Consider the following 18,382-nt stretch of genomic DNA (forward strand, 5'->3'; position numbering starts at 1 on the left):
CGTGAGTGGAGCCACGGGCGCCGGACCGGCCAAGACTGGAGCGAACGGTGCCCGTGGCCCCGCCGCGGACTCCCAGGGGGGAACCGTGACGGACACCCGAGAACCGAAGCCCAAGTCCCAGGCGCAGGCGCCGGCGACGGACAAGTCGAAGTCCAAGTCGAAGCAGCCGGAGGCCGCGGCGCCCGCCGCCGCTGCCGCGGGCACCACGACGACCGCCGCCGCCGGTGGTGGTCAGGAGCGGGCCGCACAGCCCTACCAGCCCCCGCAGGCCTACACGGCCCCCAAGGGGCCGGGTGCGCAGCGGACGGCCCGTACGGGCGTCCGTACGGCCCCCAGGACGCGCAAGGCGCGGCTGCGGGTGGCCAAGGCCGACCCGTGGTCGGTGATGAAGGTCAGCTTCCTGCTGTCGATCGCGCTGGGCCTGTGCACGATCGTCGCCGCCGCGGTGCTGTGGATGGTCATGGACGCCATGGGCATCTTCTCGACGGTGGGCGGCACGATCAGCGAGGCCACCGGTTCGAACGAGAGCAACGGGTTCGACCTCCAGTCGTTCCTGTCGCTGCCGCGCGTCCTGATCTTCACGTCGGTGATCGCGGTCATCGACGTCGTCCTGATGACCGCGCTCGCGACGCTGGGCTCGTTCATCTACAACCTGTCGGCGGGATTCGTGGGCGGTGTGGAGCTCACGCTCGCCGAGGACGAGTGACCTGCGGGGACGCCCCGCGGGAAGCGATTTTGGCTCGACCGCGTCTGTGCGCTAATCTTCAGGAGTCAGCGCGCAGCGCGGATGGGGCTATAGCTCAGTTGGTTAGAGCGCATCCCTGATAAGGATGAGGCCACAGGTTCAAATCCTGTTAGCCCCACAGTGTCGAAGACCCCCAGGCCCACGGGCCTGGGGGTCTTCGCGTTGGGCCGCTCGGGGGGTTCCCAGGTAACCGATCGGTATCGGTCGGTGTGTATTGTTGGCCGCCAGAAGTCCCCAACGTCAACGAAAGACGAGGTCGCGCGGTGAAGAAGCTGCTCCTGGTCGCACTGGCCGCCATCGGCGGGCTCCTCGTGTACCGCCAGATCCAGGCGGATCGCGCCGAGCAGGACCTGTGGACGGAGGCAACCGACTCCGTGCCCTCTGGTTCCGGTGTGTGAGACCCACGATTGATCTCATGGAGCCCCGGTCGCCGCTGCGGCCGGGGCTTCGTGCTGCCCCGTGACGACAAGTTCCGTTATGCGAAGAGTTGGGTTGCACCAGCGAATTCGGGTGCCGAAGGCATCGCGTGCGGCTCGTGCGCGGCGGTCGCCGTACCGGGTCGCGGGGATGTCGCACCGGTCCGGTGGGCGCCGTTCGCCCCGGTAAGGGCTCCCCGCGCCCCTGTGGCGGCCTTGGGGCGGGTCTGGGTGTCCCGGGGCCGGAGCGGGTGCGCCACGGCGTCCCGCGGGGGCGCGGGGGCGCGGGGGCGTCTTCCGGGGCGGCGGGTCCGCCCCTGCGGCGGGTACGGGGCGACGGGTCCGACGGCGTACGGGTCGACGCCGAAGTCCGGTGCGGAGCGGCGCGGTTGCCCGGTACGGAGTGCCCGGCGCCCCGATGACGGGGCCGGGCCCCTCGCACGGCGCCCGCGCCGGCCGGCGAGGACCTCGGCCCCCGCCGTGCCCGCCCCCGTGTCAGTTCTGGTGGGCCTCGTAGTGGGCCACCGCTTCGGCGGTACGACCCGCGCCGTACACCCGGAGGAACTCGGCCAGTTCCGGATGGCCGGCGGCGAGGGTGTCCGCCGCGTCGATGATGTCGCCGGCCGCGGCGACCGAGCGCAGCAGCGACTGGATCTCCCGGACGACCCGCTTGACGGTGGGCGCGCCGGAACCGGTTCCGCCCTGGCCGTTGTTGCTGAGGACGGAGCCCCCCTGGGTGTTCTTGATCTCGTCCATCCGGTCGGCGGCCTCGGCGGCGCTGACGCTGCCGGCCGCGACCTGACCGGCCAGGTCCTGGAGCGCCTGGACCCGCTGCACCACGGCCGGGTTGCCGATCTTGGCCCGCTGTCCGCTCATCAGCTGGGACAGCATCGGTGCCGAGAGTCCGAGGACGGCGGCGAGGCGGGCCTGGTTCAGCCCGAGGTCGTCTATGAGTCGTCGGAACAGCGCGCCCAGCGGCTCCCCGTACCAACTGCGCTGAAGCTCACGGGCTCTGGCCGTGGCCTCCTGCTGTACTGCGTCCACTCTTGCTACTCCCCTTCGCTGGTGCGAACCTCGCGAGCATCTTACGGAGCGTGGTCGCGGAGGGGGAGTCCCTATCATTTTGCGGGATGAGGGGGTACACCGGGTACTCTGTCCTGCGGAACGGTCACTCCCCTGTGGGGAGGGGTCCTGTCCGGTTGCTCGGGGCCTTAGCTCAGTTGGTAGAGCGCTGCCTTTGCAAGGCAGATGTCAGGAGTTCGAATCTCCTAGGCTCCACTTTTCAAGACCCTCCTGACCTGCGAAAACGCGGTCCGGAGGGTCTTTTTTCGCGCTCCGCGCCGAGCCGGTACGGGGCGTGGGGCGGGCGTCGGGCGGAGCGCGGTCGCGCGGGTGGGCGCGGGGGTGCGCGTACGGGGTGGGTCGGGTCGCCGGGCGTCCGGTGGCCGGCGTCCGGTGCGCGTCCTGCGTGGTCCGTCGGCCGGGGCGGGGGCGCGGGGCCGGGGGTCGGTGACCAAGGCACCTCGCGGCCAGACAGCAACCTGCCAGGCACATCCCTTGGAGCGGCGCGGGCCTACCGCGCAGTATTTCGAGTGCGGCGGGGCCGAATTCACACCGGAACCCCGCAGCCAGAGAAACCAGTTCCACGGGGGAGTCGAAATGAAGTTTCTGATCCGCGTTGCCGCCGCCCTTTCCGCTGCCGTCGCCGTCGTGGCGCTGGGCACCACCGCCGCGAACGCCGCAGGGGAAACCGCGGCCGCTCCGGCGCCGGTCGCCAACGCCTCGGAAAGCCTCAACTGGGACTGACGCATCTCCTTGGAGAGCAAATAACAGACAGAACGGCCGGGTTGGAGTGAAATGAACGTCTTGGTGTGCCGGTGGGACCGGGTGACCCTCGAAGAGCTGCTCGACCGGGGGGCGTCCGTGACCCTGGTCTTCGACGAATGGGAGGCGGCCAACCGGGCGATCGACCCGGAGCTGATCGCCCGCGTGGACCGTCACTACGTGATCCGCAGCTTCGACGCGCTCGACGAGATGGCGCAGCTCGCCGTGGAGATCCGCTCCACCGGGGTCAAGATCGACCGGGTGCTGAGCCTCTCCGAGTTCAGCCAGTTCAGCGCCGCCTACCTGGCCACCCTGCTCGGTCTGCCGCAGCCGGCGATCGAGAAGTCCGTCCTGATGCGCGACAAGCGGGCCATGAAGGAGCGCGCCGCGCTGTCCGGGATCGCCTGCGCCCGCTACGTGTCCCTGTCCACGGCGGACGTCGAGGGCTCGGTGCGCCGGGTGGAGGAGGAGCTGGGCTTCCCGGTCATCGTGAAGCCGGCCGCGGGCCTCGGCTCGGTCGACACCGGCAAGGTGGAGGGGGCCGAGGAGCTGGCCGCGCTCCTGCGCCGGGCGGGTCGCGAGACCGTCGCGCAGTTCCTGCTCGCGGAGGAGCCGATCGACGGCGACGAGTACCACGTCGACGCCGTCTGGGAGGACGGCAAGGCGCAGATCCTGGGCGTCAGCCGCTACCTGAGGCCGCGCATGCTGGTGGAGACGCCGGGTCGGGACAACGGCTCGATCCTGCTGCCGCGCGAGCGCGAGGCCGCGCTGTACGCGGAGGTCGAGGAGCTGCACGAGCGGATCAACGCGGCGTTCGACATCACCGACGACATCACGCACCTGGAGCTCTTCCGCCGCGCCGACGGCCGGCTGTGGTTCTCCGAGATCGCCACCCGGTTCGCCGGCGGGGCCATCCCCGAGAGCTTCGGGCCGCTGGGCGCGGACCTGCGCCGGCTGTGGGTCGAGGCCATCATGGGCGCCGGGCGCGAGCCGCTGAAGCTCCAGGAGCCGCCGTACCCGTACGTGGGTTGGATCAACCTGGCCCCGGCCGAGGCGGGGACGATCCTGCGCGACCCCACCGACGAGGAGGTCAAGGCCTTCCCGTACGTCCTGGACGTGATCAGGTCGCGCTCGGTCGGCTTCGGCATCGGTGAGCTGCACCCCTCCGTGTGGTGCCTGCTGCTGGTGATCGGCGCCGACAGCGAGGAGCAGTTCCGGGAGCGGGCCGCCGAGCTGGAGGCCGCGCTGCTGCCGCTGTACGAGATGGGCGGCGGGGAGTGACGGCCGTCGCGGAGGCGCCGGCGACGGTGGCGAAGCTGGGCTTCGGGGCGCGTTTCACCGCGCACATGGTCCTCTCCCGCTGGTCGCAGGGCTCGGGTTGGACTCCGTCGGAGCTGGTGGAGCACCGCGCGCTGGAGCTGTCGCCGGCCGCGATGGCGCTGCACTACGGGCAGGCGATCTTCGAGGGGCTCAAGGCGTACCCGCGCCCGGGCGGCGCCCCGGCGTTGTTCCGGCCGGGGGTCAACGCCGAGCGCCTCAACCGCAGCGCGGCGCGCCTGGCGATGCCGGAGCTGCCGGTGGAGCTGTTCACCGAGGCCTGTGAGCGGCTGGTGCGGGCGGACGCGGCGGAGGTGCCGACCGGTCCGGGCCAGAGCCTGTACCTGCGGCCCTTCATGATCGCGGTGGAGCCGAGCCTGGGGGTGCGGCCCGCGTCGGAGTACCTCTTCGCGGTGATCGCCTCGCCCGTGGACTACTTCTTCGCCGACGGCTACCAGGCCATCGACGTGTGGTGTCCGCCGGACCAGATCCGGGCCGCCCCGGGCGGTACGGGCGCCGCCAAGTGCGCCGGCAACTACGCGGCGAGCCTGTCGGCCAAGGCGCAGGCGTTGGCGAACGGTTGCCACGAGGTGCTGTGGCTGGACGCGCAGGAGCACCGCTGGGTCGAGGAACTCGGCGCGATGAACTTCTTCGCCGTCACGCGCGACGGGGCGGGGGCGCCGCTGCTGGTCACGCCGGAGCTGTCCGGCACGATCCTGGCGGGCAACACCCGGGGCAGCCTCATCGAGCTGGCCGCCTCCCTCGGCATCCGTACCGTGCAGCGCAGGGTGGAGCTCGCCGAACTCACCGCGCCGGACGGACCGTTCGAGGAGGCCTTCGCCTGCGGTACCGCCGCCTCGGTGGTGCCGATCGGCGCGGTCACCGCCGCCGGGGGGCGGCAGGTGATCGGCGACGGTCTGCCGGGTTCCGTCACCACCCGACTGCGGGACGAATTGGCCGCGATCCAGTACGGGCACGGCCCCGACCGTTTCGGATGGATGCATTCCGTCTAGCCGCTTCCACATGCGGTGGAAAGGCCGTTGTCACCGGATTCCTCCGGTGGCAACGGCCTTTTCGCGTGCCCGCTTTCGGAAGGGCCGGGCAGGAGAATGCCAGGCATCCTCGTGCCGGCGGAAAGTGCTGAATCCGCGGGCCGTACCGGACAGGATGGAACCACCGAATCCCAGCAGGCCCGGGGGAATTGCCGCGGTGAGGTCTCGACTCCCGCCGGCGCCGGCCTGCTTCTGCCTCGGGCGCGCACCGCGCCACTTCCAAAGGGGAAAACATTGGCTACGCCCACGTACACGCACGGCGGCTGGCGTCCGTCCGCCGACCGCTTCCTGGAGATCGTCGACCAGCCGCTGTACCGCACGCTGGTGGACCTCCAGGACCTCGTGACGGTGCAGACGGCCGTCTTCTGGAGCGAGCGCGGGGTCAAGTCGGTCCACCTGCCGATCACGACCAACAGCATCTCCAGCCCGATGGGCCTGGGCAGTGACTCGCTGCCCGTCGAGATCGACCTCTTCGGCCAGCGCACCTTCCTCGCCGACTCGATGCAGTTCATGCTGGAGTACGGCTGCCGGCTGAGCCCGACGGGCAGCTGGTACCTGATGCCGAGCTTCCGCGGCGAGGACTGCGACGAGACCCACCTGAACCAGTTCTTCCACAGCGAGGCCGAGCTCCCGGGCGGGCTCGACGCGTGCATCGCGGCCGTCGACGACTACATGCGCGCCCTCGCCAAGGCCGTCCTGGACCGCTACGCCGACGACGTCCGCGCCATCGCGGGCACGACGGAGCACCTGGAGCAGATGGCCGCGCTGGGCTCCTTCCCGCGCATCACCTTCGAGGAGGCCGTGGCGCACCTGGGCGACGACGCGGACGCGGTCGAGGACCACGGCGGCTGGCGCACCCTGACCCGCCACGGCGAGCGCCGCCTGATGGCGGAGATCAGCCCCATCCTGTGGGTCACGCACTACGACCACCTGTCGGTGCCCTTCTACCAGGCCTACGGGGACGCCGAGGGCCGTACCGCCCTCAACGGCGACCTGCTGTTCGGCATCGGCGAGACGGTCGGCTGCGGCGAGCGCCACGTGGACGGCGAGCAGGCCCGCAAGGCGCTGGCCCACCACCAGGTGCCGGAGGAGGACTACGACTGGTACGTCCGCATGAAGGACGCGACCCCGCAGCACACCTCCGGTTTCGGTCTCGGCATCGAGCGCTGGCTGATGTGGGTGCTCCAGCAGAAGGACATCCGCGAGCTCCAGCTGGCGCCGCGCCTGAACGGGGTCACCGTGACCCCGTGACGCTCATCGCCGGGTCCCGTCCCCCGGGGCCCGGCGAGCCGTCACCGGCTCCTTCCCCGCCCGCGCCGCCCGCGCTGCCCGCGCTGCCCGCGCCGCCTGTTCGGCCTGCGCTGCCCGCTCTGCCTGCCCGGCTTCTCCGGGTCCTCCGGCTTCTGCGGCTTCTGCGGCTTCCACCCTCGCCACATCCGACCCACTGGACACACCATGCCCTTGCACACCGGCGCCCCCACGGCGACGGCCGAGACCGCGCTGGTCCGGCGTGAGTACGCCCCCGCGGGCCACTACATCCTCGAAGGCGCGGCGCTGGAGCGGTTGCGGGAATCGCAGCGGCTCGTCGAACGCCGGCTGGAGGCGGTGGCCGTACGGCGGACCCACCTGCCGGTGCTGGTGCCCCCGGTGCTGGTGTCGCCCGTGGAGGCCCTGCTGCGGCCCGACCTGCGCCGTACCGCGCTGACCACCCACGACTCCGAACGCCCCAAGGGCTGGTACCCGACGGCGGGTCTGTGCCTGCGCGGGCTGCCGCTCATCGCCAAGCAGCGCTTCAGCTGGCGGGAACTGCCGGTGGGCTACTGGACGGGCGGCCCCGCCGTCGCCCCCGTGGCGGGCGCGGGCCCCGACGCGGAGGACCTCGTGTGCGCGGACGGACTGCTGGCGCAGCCCGAGGAACGCCCCGTGGACCTCGTCCCGTTGATCACCGACCTGCTGCGGGAGCTGGACGTCCCCGCCGAGCCGGCCGCCGAACCCTGGGCGCTCCAGGGTGACGGGGCGTCGGTCTGGCGGCACGAGGGGCGGGTCACCGCCTCGCTCCAGGAGCTGCCCGCCGAGGCCGCCAAGCGCTACGGCGCCTGCTACATGGACGCGGACAACCGGCTCCGGCCGCTGGCCGTCTCCTTCTTCCACATCGCCCAGTTCGCGCTGCTGCGCGGGACGGAGGACGCCCGGTGAGCACCGCCTGGGCCGGGGACGCCGCCGCACTCCAGCGTTCCCACATCATCAACGCCAAGTACCCGGTCTCCGGGGCCAGCGGCTGGCTCCCGCACGGCCACGCGCTCTGCTCGAACGTCCTCGACGCCTTCCGCGCCCACTTCGCCTCCGGCGGGTACGGGGAACTGGGGCTGCCCTCGGCGGTGCCGTTGGCCTCCCTGGAACTCCAGGCCGGCTCGATCAAGAGCTTCCTGGACCGCGTCTACCTGCTGCGCGACCCCGACGGGCGGGACGAGCCCGTCGCCCTCGCCTCCACCATCGAGGCGCAGATCTCCACCGTGATGGCCGCCTGGCTGCGCGAGGGCCGCCGGGCCCCCTTCCGGGTCACCTCGGTGCGCACGGTCGGCCGCCACGAGGGCCACGGAATGCGGCCGCTGTGGATGGAGCGGTTCGTGTGGCCGTTCTTCGAGGCGCAGGCCGCCTTCACCGGCGACGGGGACGCCGAGGTGGCGTTCATGCTGCACGGGCCGGGCGCCGTCGCGGCCTCGTTCGGGCTGCCCACGGTCGCCGTCGAACGCCTCAAGGAGCCCGGCGCGGCCGGTGCCTACGCCGATCGCCGCCACGAGCTGGTCACGCTGCTGCCCGACGGCACCTCGACCACGCTCACCTCCGTCTACGAGCTCGGCACCCGCTTCAGCGAGACCTTCGGCGTGCGCGACGCCGACGGGGTCGCGCTGTCGATGCTCAACTTCGGTTTCTCCGCCCGCCTCGTGCTGGCGCTGCTGGTGCACGCGCACTCCGAGCCGGACCGGCCGGTGTACCACCCCTCGATCGCTCCCGTGCAGGTGGCCGTCGTACCCGCCGTCACCGAGGGCGCCGGGCGGGCCGCCGAGCTGGCCGCCCTGCTGGAGGGGGCCGGGATCCGGGCGCGGGTCTTCGACGACCACCGGGGCTACCGGGCCAGGGTCGGGCGGGCGCGCAGCCACGGGGCGCCGCTCCTGCTCACGGTGGAGGGGCCCGAGCGGGGCGGGGAGCTGCTGCTGGGCCGCGACGCCGGGCAGGGCGAGTCCGTCCGGCCCGACGGGGTGGCCGCGCTGGTCGACGTACGGCTGCGCGAGCTCGGGGAGCGCCTGGTGTGGGACCGGGCCGCGGAGCACCGGGCCCGGATCGCCGACCTCGACGGGTTCCCGTCGTCGCGGGCGGCGGCGGCGCTGCCGGGCGCGGCCCGGGTCCCGCTGTGCGCGGCGGACGACTGCGTCCGCGCGGCGCTCGGACACCAGGCCCTCGACGTGATCGGCCGGCCCACCGGTGAGAACGGTGCCGTGTGCGACGCGGCCGCCGCTCCCGCCCGCCCCTGCGCGCACTGCGCCCGCCCGACCGGCTCGTCGGTGCTGCTGGGACGCAAGTTCCGCGGCGAGAAGTGACGCCAGGAGACAGAGAGATGAATCGTTTCACCGAACAGGTCCTCACCACCGAGCGCCTCGTGCTGCGTCCCTTCGCCGAGCGCGACGTCCCCGCCGTCCGGGCGGCCTGCGACGACGCCACCACCCAGCGCTGGCTGCCGCTGCCGCGCCCCTACACCGAGGCGCACGCCCGCTGGTGGTGCACCGAGGGCGCCCCGGCGTCCCTGACCGGCGGCGACGGCATCCAGTTCGCCGCCGAGGACGCGCGGACCGGCGAACTGGTCGGCTGCTTCGGCCTGAAGTCCACGAACTGGACCGAACTGACCACCGAGATCGGCTACTGGACCGTCCCCGGGGCGCGCGGTCGCGGCTTCGCCCCCGAGGCCGTCCGCGCCGTCGCGCGGTGGGCCCTGACCGAGACCCCGGTGCGCCGGATCACCCTGCTGGCCGCCACCGGGAACACCGCCTCCCAGCGGGTGGCCCTGAAGTCCGGCTTCACCCGGGAGGGCGTGCTGCGCGGCGCGGGCACCACCCACGACGGGCGCGTCGACCACGTCGTCTTCGGCCTGATCCCCGGCGACCTGCCGGCGCCGGCCGCCGACGAGCCGCCCGCCGCCGAGGTACCGGTGGTGGGCGAGGGCGTACGCGACCGGGTGCGCGCCCTGCTCACCGCGGCGGCCACGGCCCCCGAGGGCGCCCGGACCGCGCTGATCAGCGCCCACGAGCACACCGGCGCCGAACTGATCTTCCACAGCGAGGAGTCCCAGCACACCTACCGCCAGTCGGTCGAGGAGCTGATGGAACTGCTGACCTCCCTCGGCCGGGACCTGCTGCCCGAGCCGCCGTCGGTCGTCGGCGCCCTGGTGCTGCCCATGCCGTACTACCGGCGCTTCAAGCCGGAGGGGACGCCCGTCGACCCCGACACGTGCGGCCGCGTCATCCGCCACCGCAACCTCGAACTCCTCGACGACTGCGCCCGTTTCCGCAAGGACAACCCGCCGGCCGCCGGCCTGCCCATGACCGCCCTGATGGCCGACCCCTTCCGGGACGCCGACGACTTCGCCGCGGACTACGAGGGCCGCCTCGACGAGGTGTTCGCCCTCAAGTGGCACCCGCCGGCCGCCGAGACCCCGATCTCCGAGTACGTCGCGCGCGGCTACCTGGACCTGGCCGCCCGCTGGGACGTGCCGACCGTCCTGCACTGCTCGCCCGAGGGCCGCCTCGGCGACCTCGCCGAGATCCGCGAACACGCCGTGCCCGCCGCCGTGCGGGCGGGCGCCCGGATCAGCCTCGCGCACCTCGGCTTCAACAACCCGGGCCTGGTCGACGTACTGGAACAGCCCGGGGTCCACGCCGATCTCGGGCCCTGGGAGGCCGTCTGCGAGCGGACCGTCGGCGACCCCGGACCGATCGACTCCGACATGCGCCTCGCCGCCCTGATCGCCGAGTGCGGCCCCCGCCTGATGTTCTCCCTGGACACGCCCTGGCACCTCCAGCCCTGGGACGACGGCCGGGTGCTGGGCGCCGGCACCTCCGAGGCCGTGCGCCGCATCCTCGGCTCGCTCGGACTGAGCGGCGCCGACGCGCGGGCCCTGCTCGCGGGCAACGCCCTGCGCTACCTGTTCGGGGCGGCGTGAGCACCGCCCCGGGATCGCCCGCCGGCGCGCTCCCGCCCCGCCTGGCACCCGGCTCCGTCGTCGGGGTCGTCGCCACCAGCGCCTACGCCGCCGGCCGCTTCCCGGAGCGCACCCGCCGGGCCGTCGCCGCGCTGGAGGCCGAACTGGACTGCACCGTCCGCTTCGCCCCCGAGGGCCGCTACGCCGGCTCCATCGCCGGAACCGGCCGCGAGCGGGCCCGCGCGCTCCTGGAGCTCTACGCGGACCCCGAGGTCGGCGCCGTGTTCACCACCATCGGCGGCAACAACTCCAACGACCTCCTCGAACACCTCGACCCGCTCGCCACGCTGCCGCCGAAGATCCTCGTCGGCTACAGCGACAACACCGCGCTGCTGCTCGGCTGCCAGGCCCTCACCGGCACCACCGTCTTCTACGGGCCCGCGCTGCTGCCGCAGTTCGGCGAATGGCCGCGCCCCCACGCCGAGACCACCGGCCACCTGCGGAGCACCCTGTCCGGCGCGTCCGCCCCGGGCGCGGCCTGGCCGCTGCCCGACTGGTGGACCCAGCCCGGCGGGGACTGGGCGGGCGCGGACGAGCAGGAGCGGCCCCGCTTCCCGGGAGCCCCGTACGTCCTGCGCCCCGGCACCGCCGAAGGCGTCCTGTTCGGCGGCAACGTCCCCACCCTCGGCTTCCTCGCCGGGACCCGTTGGCTGCGCCCCCCGGACGGGCCGCTCGTGCTGTGCCTGGAGGGCACCGCGGACGGCGCGGCCGTACCGGCGTTCCAGCGCAGCCTGACGCAGTTGCGCCACCTCGGCATCGCGGGGCGGGCCGCCGCCGTGCTCGTCGGCCGGACCCCGGGGGGCCCGTACGGCGCCGAGCACACCGAGGCGCTGCACCGGATCCTGCTCGACGCCTTCCCGTCGGACGTGCCGATCGTGCTGGACCTGCCCTTCGGGCACACCGACCCGATGCTCACCGTCCCGCTGGGCGCGAGCGCGCGCGTGGAGGCCCACGAGGGCCGGCCCGTCGTGCGGACGCTCACCGCCGCGGTCGGACCCGTCGCCGCCACCACCCCGCGGAAGGAGGGTCCGTCGTGTCCCTGCTGAAGGATCTGCGCGCCCTGCCGCGCCCGGCCAAGACGCTGCTCGCGCTCGGCGCGGCCAACAACGTCGGCTCGGGCCTGGTCCTGCCGTTCCTCGTCGTCTACATCCACCAGATCAACGGGCTCGGGCTGACCACCGCCATGCACGCCGTGTCGGTGACCTCCGTCGCCGTCATCCTGGGCGGGCTCCACGCCGGCCGGCTCGCCGACCGGATCGGCGCCCGGCGGGCCGCCGCCGCGCACATGCTGCTGAGCGCGGTCGGCGTCGCCGGTTACGCCTTCGCCTCCGAGGCCTGGCACTTCCTGCTCGCCGCGGCGGTGTGGGGCCTGGGCCTGGGAGGCTCGTCCGCGTGGAACACGCTGCTGGCCGGCTCGGTCCCGGCGGAGTCCCACCCGGTGGTCTTCGGGTCCAGCTTCACCCTGGCCAACGCGGCCATGGGCATCGGCGGCCTGCTGGGCGGCACGCTGGCGACCGTCTCGCACCCGCTGTCCTTCCGCCTGCTCTACGGGGCGGACGCGCTCAGCTACCTGGGGATCGCCGTCGCGATGTTCCTGCTGCGCGGCCTGGACGCGGCCGAACCGACCGCCTCCGGCGGCGGGCGCGGGGCCGGAGGCGCGGCCGGATACCGCAGGGTGCTGTCGAACGGGCCGTTCCTGCTGGTGATGGGGCTGGGCACCGCGCTCTACTTCGCCTCCTACGGCCAGCTGGAGGCGGGCCTGCCCGCCGTGGTGCTGACCAGCACCGACGTGGACTCCGGCGGACTCGCCGTGCTGTTCGCGGTGAACACGGCGGGCGTCATCGGGGCGCAGCTGGCGCTGCACGAGCTGATCAAGCGCTGGCGGCACACCCGGACCGTGGCCGTGGCGGCGCTCGCGTGGGCCCTGAACTGGGCGCTGGTGCTGTGCGCGGTGGCCGTGGACGGCCGGGGCGCGCAGCTCGGCGTGCTGATCGCCGCGATGGCGCTGTTCGCCGTCGCCGAGACCCTGTACGCGGCCGGCATGCCGTCGCTGGTGAACTCCCTGGCCGCGCCGGAACTGCGCGGACGCTTCAACGCCGCCTACGGGTCGGCCACTTCGGTGGGCTTCGTGACGGGTCCGCTGGCCGCGGGCGTGCTCGTGGCGGGCGGCTCGGGTCCGGCCTTCGTCGTGGGTCTGGCGGTGGTGTGCGCCCTGATCCCGCCGATCCTGCTGGCCGCGACCCCCCTCCTGCGCCGCGCGGAGGTCGCCGAGCCGGTCGCGGAGCGGGTCGCGGAGCCGGTCTCCGGGCCCGTCTCCGCGTCGGTTTCCGGTGCCGGTCAGGTTCCCGCGCCGGCCGCGGAACCGTCCCGCGACGGGTCCGATGCCGGTGCCCGCGCGTCGGCTCGTGCCGCGGCGGGATCCGCCGGGGCGGACGTGCCCGGCGCGGACGCGGACGCCGCGCCGCAAGCGGCGGGAGCCGGACGTGTCTGAGCTGCGCATCCACGAGTCGACCAGAGGAGTCGCCATGCTGTCCTCCAGCCAACTCCCCGCAGAGCTGCGGTGGTTCACGGGCACCGAGCCCGATGACGTCGTCACCCTCGGCTACCTCGCCACCGGCGCCGACCGCGTCGACCCGGACCGGCTCGCCGCCGCCCTGGCCGGACTCGCCGAGCGGCACCCCGCGCTGCGGGGCGGACGGGAACCGGAGGGCGTCGCCGTGCACGCCACCCCCGGCGAGGGCTGGGACGCCGTCGACCACGCGCTGAGCGCCGCCGAGTCCCGCTCCGGGCGCCCCTTCGACCTCGACGGCGGACCGCTGCTGCGGGCCGAGCTGTACCGCTGGACGCGGGGCGCGCTGCTCGTCGTCCAGGTGCACCGCTCGGCCGTCGACGGCCCCTCGGTGCCCGCGCTGGAGGCCGAACTGGAACGCCTCTACGACGCCGAGGCCGATCCCGGCGCCGCCGGCCCGGCCCCGTCGGGGACGGCCGCGGCAGGCGCGCCCGACCCCGACGGGGACGCGGCCCTGCGCGCCGCGTGGGCCGCGCACCTGGCCGGCGTCGGGGCGCTGACCTGGCCCGTGGCCCCGCCGGGGGTCGGCCCCGTACAGCGGCGGCTGCCCCTGGCCCGGCCGGTGCTCGACCGGCTCCTGGCCCGCTCCGGGGACCCCACCGCCACGCCCGCGCTCGCCCTGCTCGCGGTGTACGGGCTCGCCCTGGCCCGCTTCACCGGCCGGCGGGACTTCTGCGTGGGCCTGCCCGTGCCCGCCCGGCCCGGCGACGGGGCCGCCCCGCCGATCGGACCCCGGGCGGGGTTGGTCCCCGTACGGATCCGGACCGGCGCGGACGCGGGCCCGGCCGGGGCGGTGGCCGACTTCCGCCGCGTCCTCGGCTCCGCCGCCTTCGCCCTGCGCCACCAGCGGCTCGGCTACGCGGAGATCCGCGAGGCCTGCGCCACGGCCGCCCCCGGCCCCCTGGTGCGGACCCTCTTCTCGGACTGGCCGCGCTGCGCCTCGCGCTCCCTGCTCCTGGACGGCACCGCCTTCGCCCCCGCCCGACTCATCCCGCGCTCCAGCCCCTTCGACCTCACCGCCGAGACCGTCGACCCCGCCCACCCCGACGGGCGCCTGTACCTCGACCTGACCGCCGACCCGGCCGTCCTCGACGAGGGCGCCCTGCGCGCGCTGGGCGACGCGATCACCCGGACCGCCGACGAGATCGCCGGGCCCGACACCACCCAGGAGGTGCCCTAGATGACCACGACCACGACCACGACCACGACCGCGCCGGCCCTCCCCGTCGCGCCGGCCTTCGACCCCCGGGAGATCCTCTCCGCCGAGGTGGCCCTCGACCCGGCCGCCTTCTTCGCCCGGCTGCGCGCCCACGAGCCCGTCCACTGGAACGAGCCGACCCGCAGCTGGTACGTCACCCGGCACGCGGACGTCGAGGCGCTGCTGATGGAGAGCGCCCTGGGGGCCCGCGACAAGACCGAGATGCTCGCCGCGATGACCGGGGACATGCGGGCGGCGTTCGCGCCCGTCGAGGAGTTCCTCGGCAAGTGGCTGGTCTTCGCCGACCCGCCCTACCAGCTGAAGGCCCGCAAGGCGCTCCAGCGGGCGTTCACCCCGCGCAGCCTCGCCCCGTTCACCGACACCGTCCGGGTGGCGGCCGAGGAGGCCGCCGCCCGCCTGGAACCCGGCGAGGGCGACCTCTTCCGGCAGGTGGCGCGCCCGTACGCGCTCACCGCCATCTGCGCCTTCCTCGGCATCGAGGACGCCGAACGCGAGGACGTCCTGCGCTGGTCGGACGCCCTGATCGGCTACCTGAGCATGCCGGTGCTGGACAAGGGGACCGCGCTGGCCGCCGGCCGGGCCGTCCGCGAGCTGACCGCCTACGTGACCGGCACGGTGCTGCCCCGCGGCTCCGGCCCGATGGCCGCCCTGCTCGGCGGCCTGTACGCGGACGGCTCCCTGGACGACCGCGAGGTCACGGCCCTCTTCGCGCAGCTGCTGACGGGCGGCGCCGAACCGGTGGCCACCGCCGCCGCCGTCGGGATGGCCGAGCTGCTGGCCGACCCGGAACAGCACCGGGCGCTGCGCACGGGCGAGGTCCCGTACGCGGCGGCCGTGGAGGAGGCCCTGCGCCACTCCTCGCCGTTCCACTTCGCGCCCCGCACCGCCCTGCGGGACTTCGCGTACGCCGGTCACCGCATCGCGAAGGGGCAGCGGGTCGTGCTGGTCCTGGCGGCGGCCGACCGGGACCCGGAGGTCTTCGAGGACCCCGACCGCTTCGACGTGCGGCGGACCGGGGGCCGGCACGTGGCCTTCGGCCGGGGCGGCCACTTCTGCCTCGGCGCGGCCCTGGCCCGGATGGAGGTCGAGGCCCTGTTCCGGGCCCTGGACGCACGCCACCCGGGGCTGCGGGCCGGCACCCCGGCCCTGGTGCGCGAACCGGCCTTCGGGGTCACGTCCGTGTCGTCGATCCCCTGCCTGGTCTGACGGGGGCGCCCCCGAGACCCCCGGAGCCACGGCCCGCCGCGCCTGCCGCCCCGCTCCGCCCCGCCCCGCCCCCACGCTTCCGCAGTTCCGTACCGAGGTGATCCCGTGCAGTCCCAGCAGATCCGTTCCACCTTCATCGACTTCTTCACCGACCGCGGCCACGAGCACGTCCGCTCCAGCCCGCTGGTCCCCGACGACCCGACGCTCCTGCTCGCCAACGCGGGCATGAACCAGTTCAAGCCCTACTACCTGGGCGAGACCCCGCCGCCCTTCCCGCGCGCCGTCTCGGTGCAGAAGTGCGCCCGCACCTCCGACATCGAGAACGTGGGCCGCACCGCCCGCCACGGCACCTTCTTCGAGATGCTCGGCAACTTCTCCTTCGGCGACTACTTCAAGTCCGAGACCATCGCCTACGCCTACGAGCTGGTGACCAAGGGCTACGGCCTCGACCCCGAGCGGCTGTGGGCGACGGTCTACCTCGACGACGACGAGTCGATCCGCATGTGGGAGCGGGTGGGCATCCCCGCGGAGCGCGTCCAGCGGCTGGGCAAGGAGGACAACTTCTGGTCCATGGGCGTGCCCGGTCCCTGCGGCCCCAACTCCGAGCTGTACTACGACCGCGGCCCGGCCTTCGGCCCCGAGGGCGGCCCGGCCGTCAACGACGAGCGGTACATGGAGATCTGGAACCTGGTCTTCATGCAGTTCGGGCGCGGCGAGGGCGAGGGCAAGACCGACTACCCCATCCTCGGCGAACTGCCGATGAAGGGCATCGACACCGGCATGGGCCTGGAACGCCTCGCGGTGATCCTCCAGGACGTCGAGAACGTCTGCCAGACCGACCTGCTGGCCCCCACCCTGCACACCGTGCAGGAACTCGCGGGCCGCGGCTACCCGGGCAGCGGCGCCGAGAAGGTCTCCTTCCAGGTGGTCACCGAGCACGCCCGGGCGATGGCCTTCCTCATCGCCGACGGCGTCATGCCCTCCAACGAGGGCCGCGGCTACATCCTGCGCCGCCTGATGCGCCGTGCCGTGCGCCACGGACGCCTGCTGGGCGTCGAGGGCCCGCTGCTGCCGGCCGTCACCGGCAGCGTGATCGCGAACCTCGGCACCGCCTGGCCCGAACTGGTCGAGCACGCCCACCTGATCGAGCAGGTCACCCACGCCGAGGAGGAGTCCTTCGGCCGCACCCTGCGCCAGGGCGCCAAGCTGCTGGACGCCGCCGTGCGCCGTGCCAAGGAGCAGGACGCGGGAACCCTCTCGGGCGAGACCGCCTTCGAGCTCCACGACACCTTCGGCTTCCCCGTCGAGCTGACGCTGGAGGCCGCGCACGACGCCGGCCTGGACGTCGACGAGGACCGCTTCGCCGCCCTCCTCACCGCCCAGCAGCAGCGCGCCAAGAGCGGCGGCAAGGCCAAGACGGCCGCCGCCCTGCGCCGCCAGGAGGCGTACCGCGACCTGGTGGCCCGGCACGGGCGCACCGACTTCCTCGGCTACGAGCGGCTCAGCGCCGAGTCCACCGTCCTGGCCCTCCTCGACGAGGGCGAGCCGGTGGCCGCCGCGGGCGCGGGCCGGCAGGTCGAACTGGTCCTGGCGGCCACCCCGTTCTACGCCGAGGGCGGCGGCCAGGTCGGCGACACCGGCGTGCTGCGCACGGCGGGCGGCGCGGTCCTGGAGATCACCGACACCCGGCGGGGGCTGCCCGGCTTCCACGTCCACACCGCCCGGGTGACCGAGGGGGAGATCCGCGCCGGGGAGGCGGCCGAGGCGGTCGTCGACGCCCGCCGCCGGGCCGCGGTGGCCCGCTCGCACTCCGCCACGCACGTGCTGCACGCCGTCGTCCGCGAACTCCTCGGCAACCACGCCGCGCAGCACGGTTCGCTGGTCGACGACGGCCGGCTGCGCTTCGACTTCGTGCACTTCTCCGCCCTGTCGGCCGGGCAGTTGGGCGAGCTGGAGGCCCGCGTCAACGAGCGGCTGCTGGCCGACCCCGAGGTGCGGGTCTGGTACGCCGACCGGGCGGAGGCCGAACAGGCGGGCGCGCTGGCCCTGTTCGGGGAGAAGTACGAGGAAACGGTCCGCATCGTCGACATCGGCGACTTCTCGCGCGAGCTGTGCGGCGGCACCCACGTGACGCACGGCTCGCAGGTCGGCGGGCTGCGCATCGCGGGCGAGTCCTCCGTGGGCTCCAACCTGCGCCGCATCGAGGCCTGGACGGGGCACGAGGCGCTGCTGTCCGCCGACCGCGAGCGCACCCTGCTGCGGGAGCTGTCGGGGCTGCTCGGGGCCCGTCCCGAGGACGCCGCCGAGGCCCTGCGCAAGCGGCTGGACCTGCTGGCGAACGCCCAGGCCGACGTGGAACGGATGCGCAGCGCCGAGCTGGCGGCGCTGGCCGGCACGCTCGCGGAGAAGGCCGAGGCGATGCCGGGCGGCATGCTGGTGGCCACCCGGGTCGACGGGGTGGACGCGCAGGAGCTGCGCCGACTGGCCTCCACCGTGGCCCAGCGGCTGGCCTCGGGCGTCGGGGTGGTCGTGCTGGGCACCCCGCACGAGGGCAAGGCCCTGCTGGCGTCCGCGGTGGGCAGCCGGCTGCGCGAGCAGGGCATCGAGGCCCGCGAGGTGCTGGCCGAGGCGGCCGCCGCGATCGGCGGCGGCGCGGGCGGCAAGGGGGCCCTGGCCAGCGCGGGCGGCCGGCACGTCGAGAAGCTGGGCGACGCCCTGTCGCTGGCGCGGGCGAGCGCGGCCGGTGTCCTGAGCCGGAGCGCGCGGTGACGGCCCCGGCC

At 74.1% G+C, this 18,382-nt stretch carries 15 protein-coding genes and 2 tRNA genes; 16 read left to right on the top strand and 1 reads right to left on the bottom strand.

What is annotated here, in order from left to right; all coding sequences use genetic code 11:
- Position 1: 1 nt before the first annotated feature.
- The 3 genes from AB0D01_RS04685 (at position 2) to AB0D01_RS04695 (ending at position 1,143) form a co-directional block, all read left to right on the top strand.
- Entirely contained in the window at positions 2-706 is a 705-nt protein-coding gene (locus tag AB0D01_RS04685) for a DUF3566 domain-containing protein (protein ID WP_363053551.1), read from the top strand.
- Positions 707-789: 83 nt separating this feature from the next.
- A tRNA-Ile gene (locus AB0D01_RS04690) sits at positions 790-863 on the top strand.
- 145 nt (positions 864-1,008) lie between these two features.
- Positions 1,009-1,143, top strand: coding sequence for a DLW-39 family protein (locus AB0D01_RS04695; RefSeq protein ID WP_208809277.1), 135 nt, complete (start codon positions 1,009-1,011; stop codon positions 1,141-1,143).
- 513 nt (positions 1,144-1,656) lie between these two features.
- Here the strand turns inward: AB0D01_RS04695 and AB0D01_RS04700 are convergent.
- The gene (locus AB0D01_RS04700; RefSeq protein ID WP_363053552.1) at positions 1,657-2,205 is read right to left on the bottom strand and encodes a DNA-binding protein; all 549 of its coding nucleotides are present in this window, start codon (positions 2,203-2,205) and stop codon (positions 1,657-1,659) included.
- Positions 2,206-2,366: 161 nt separating this feature from the next.
- On the opposite strand from AB0D01_RS04700, the gene AB0D01_RS04705 reads away from it, so the two are divergent.
- The 13 genes from AB0D01_RS04705 to alaS all read left to right on the top strand — a co-directional run bounded on the left by AB0D01_RS04705 (position 2,367) and on the right by alaS (position 18,371).
- Positions 2,367-2,439 (top strand) — tRNA-Ala (locus tag AB0D01_RS04705).
- Between the two features lie 381 nt (positions 2,440-2,820).
- Positions 2,821-2,967 (top strand): hypothetical protein, encoded by a 147-nt coding sequence (locus AB0D01_RS04710; RefSeq protein WP_363053553.1) that lies wholly within the window; start codon positions 2,821-2,823, stop codon positions 2,965-2,967.
- A 51-nt stretch (positions 2,968-3,018) separates the two neighbouring features.
- Positions 3,019-4,266 (top strand): ATP-grasp domain-containing protein, encoded by a 1,248-nt coding sequence (locus AB0D01_RS04715; RefSeq protein ID WP_363053554.1) that lies wholly within the window; start codon positions 3,019-3,021, stop codon positions 4,264-4,266.
- Positions 4,263-5,315, top strand: a complete 1,053-nt coding sequence (locus AB0D01_RS04720) for a branched-chain amino acid aminotransferase (protein ID WP_363053555.1) — start codon at positions 4,263-4,265, stop codon at positions 5,313-5,315. Before AB0D01_RS04715 ends, AB0D01_RS04720 begins: the two co-directional genes overlap by 4 nt.
- A gap of 273 nt (positions 5,316-5,588) precedes the next feature.
- Entirely contained in the window at positions 5,589-6,605 is a 1,017-nt protein-coding gene (locus tag AB0D01_RS04725; RefSeq protein WP_363053556.1) for an amino acid--tRNA ligase-related protein, read from the top strand.
- Between the two features lie 204 nt (positions 6,606-6,809).
- Positions 6,810-7,550, top strand: coding sequence for a hypothetical protein (locus tag AB0D01_RS04730; protein WP_363053557.1), 741 nt, complete (start codon positions 6,810-6,812; stop codon positions 7,548-7,550).
- The gene (locus AB0D01_RS04735; protein WP_363053558.1) at positions 7,547-8,953 is read left to right on the top strand and encodes a hypothetical protein; all 1,407 of its coding nucleotides are present in this window, start codon (positions 7,547-7,549) and stop codon (positions 8,951-8,953) included. Before AB0D01_RS04730 ends, AB0D01_RS04735 begins: the two co-directional genes overlap by 4 nt.
- Before the next feature lie 17 nt (positions 8,954-8,970).
- The gene (locus AB0D01_RS04740; protein WP_363053559.1) at positions 8,971-10,569 is read left to right on the top strand and encodes a GNAT family N-acetyltransferase; all 1,599 of its coding nucleotides are present in this window, start codon (positions 8,971-8,973) and stop codon (positions 10,567-10,569) included.
- Positions 10,566-11,654, top strand: a complete 1,089-nt coding sequence (locus AB0D01_RS04745; protein ID WP_363053560.1) for a S66 peptidase family protein — start codon at positions 10,566-10,568, stop codon at positions 11,652-11,654. The genes AB0D01_RS04740 and AB0D01_RS04745 overlap by 4 nt, the downstream gene beginning before the upstream one ends.
- Positions 11,642-13,099, top strand: coding sequence for an MFS transporter (locus AB0D01_RS04750; protein ID WP_363053561.1), 1,458 nt, complete (start codon positions 11,642-11,644; stop codon positions 13,097-13,099). The genes AB0D01_RS04745 and AB0D01_RS04750 overlap by 13 nt, the downstream gene beginning before the upstream one ends.
- Positions 13,092-14,357 carry a hypothetical protein gene (locus AB0D01_RS04755; RefSeq protein WP_363053562.1) on the top strand — a complete coding sequence of 422 codons (1,266 nt, stop codon included), beginning with the start codon at positions 13,092-13,094 and terminating at the stop codon, positions 14,355-14,357. The genes AB0D01_RS04750 and AB0D01_RS04755 overlap by 8 nt, the downstream gene beginning before the upstream one ends.
- Complete coding sequence (locus AB0D01_RS04760) at positions 14,358-15,602, top strand: cytochrome P450 (RefSeq protein ID WP_363053563.1); 1,245 nt, start codon at positions 14,358-14,360, stop codon at positions 15,600-15,602.
- A gap of 105 nt (positions 15,603-15,707) precedes the next feature.
- Complete coding sequence (gene alaS, locus AB0D01_RS04765) at positions 15,708-18,371, top strand: alanine--tRNA ligase (RefSeq protein ID WP_363053564.1); 2,664 nt, start codon at positions 15,708-15,710, stop codon at positions 18,369-18,371.
- Positions 18,372-18,382 lie beyond the last annotated feature (11 nt).

The organism is Streptomyces sp. NPDC048606 (assembly GCF_040650855.1).
In the GTDB taxonomy this organism is placed as follows: Bacteria; Actinomycetota; Actinomycetes; order Streptomycetales; family Streptomycetaceae; genus Streptomyces.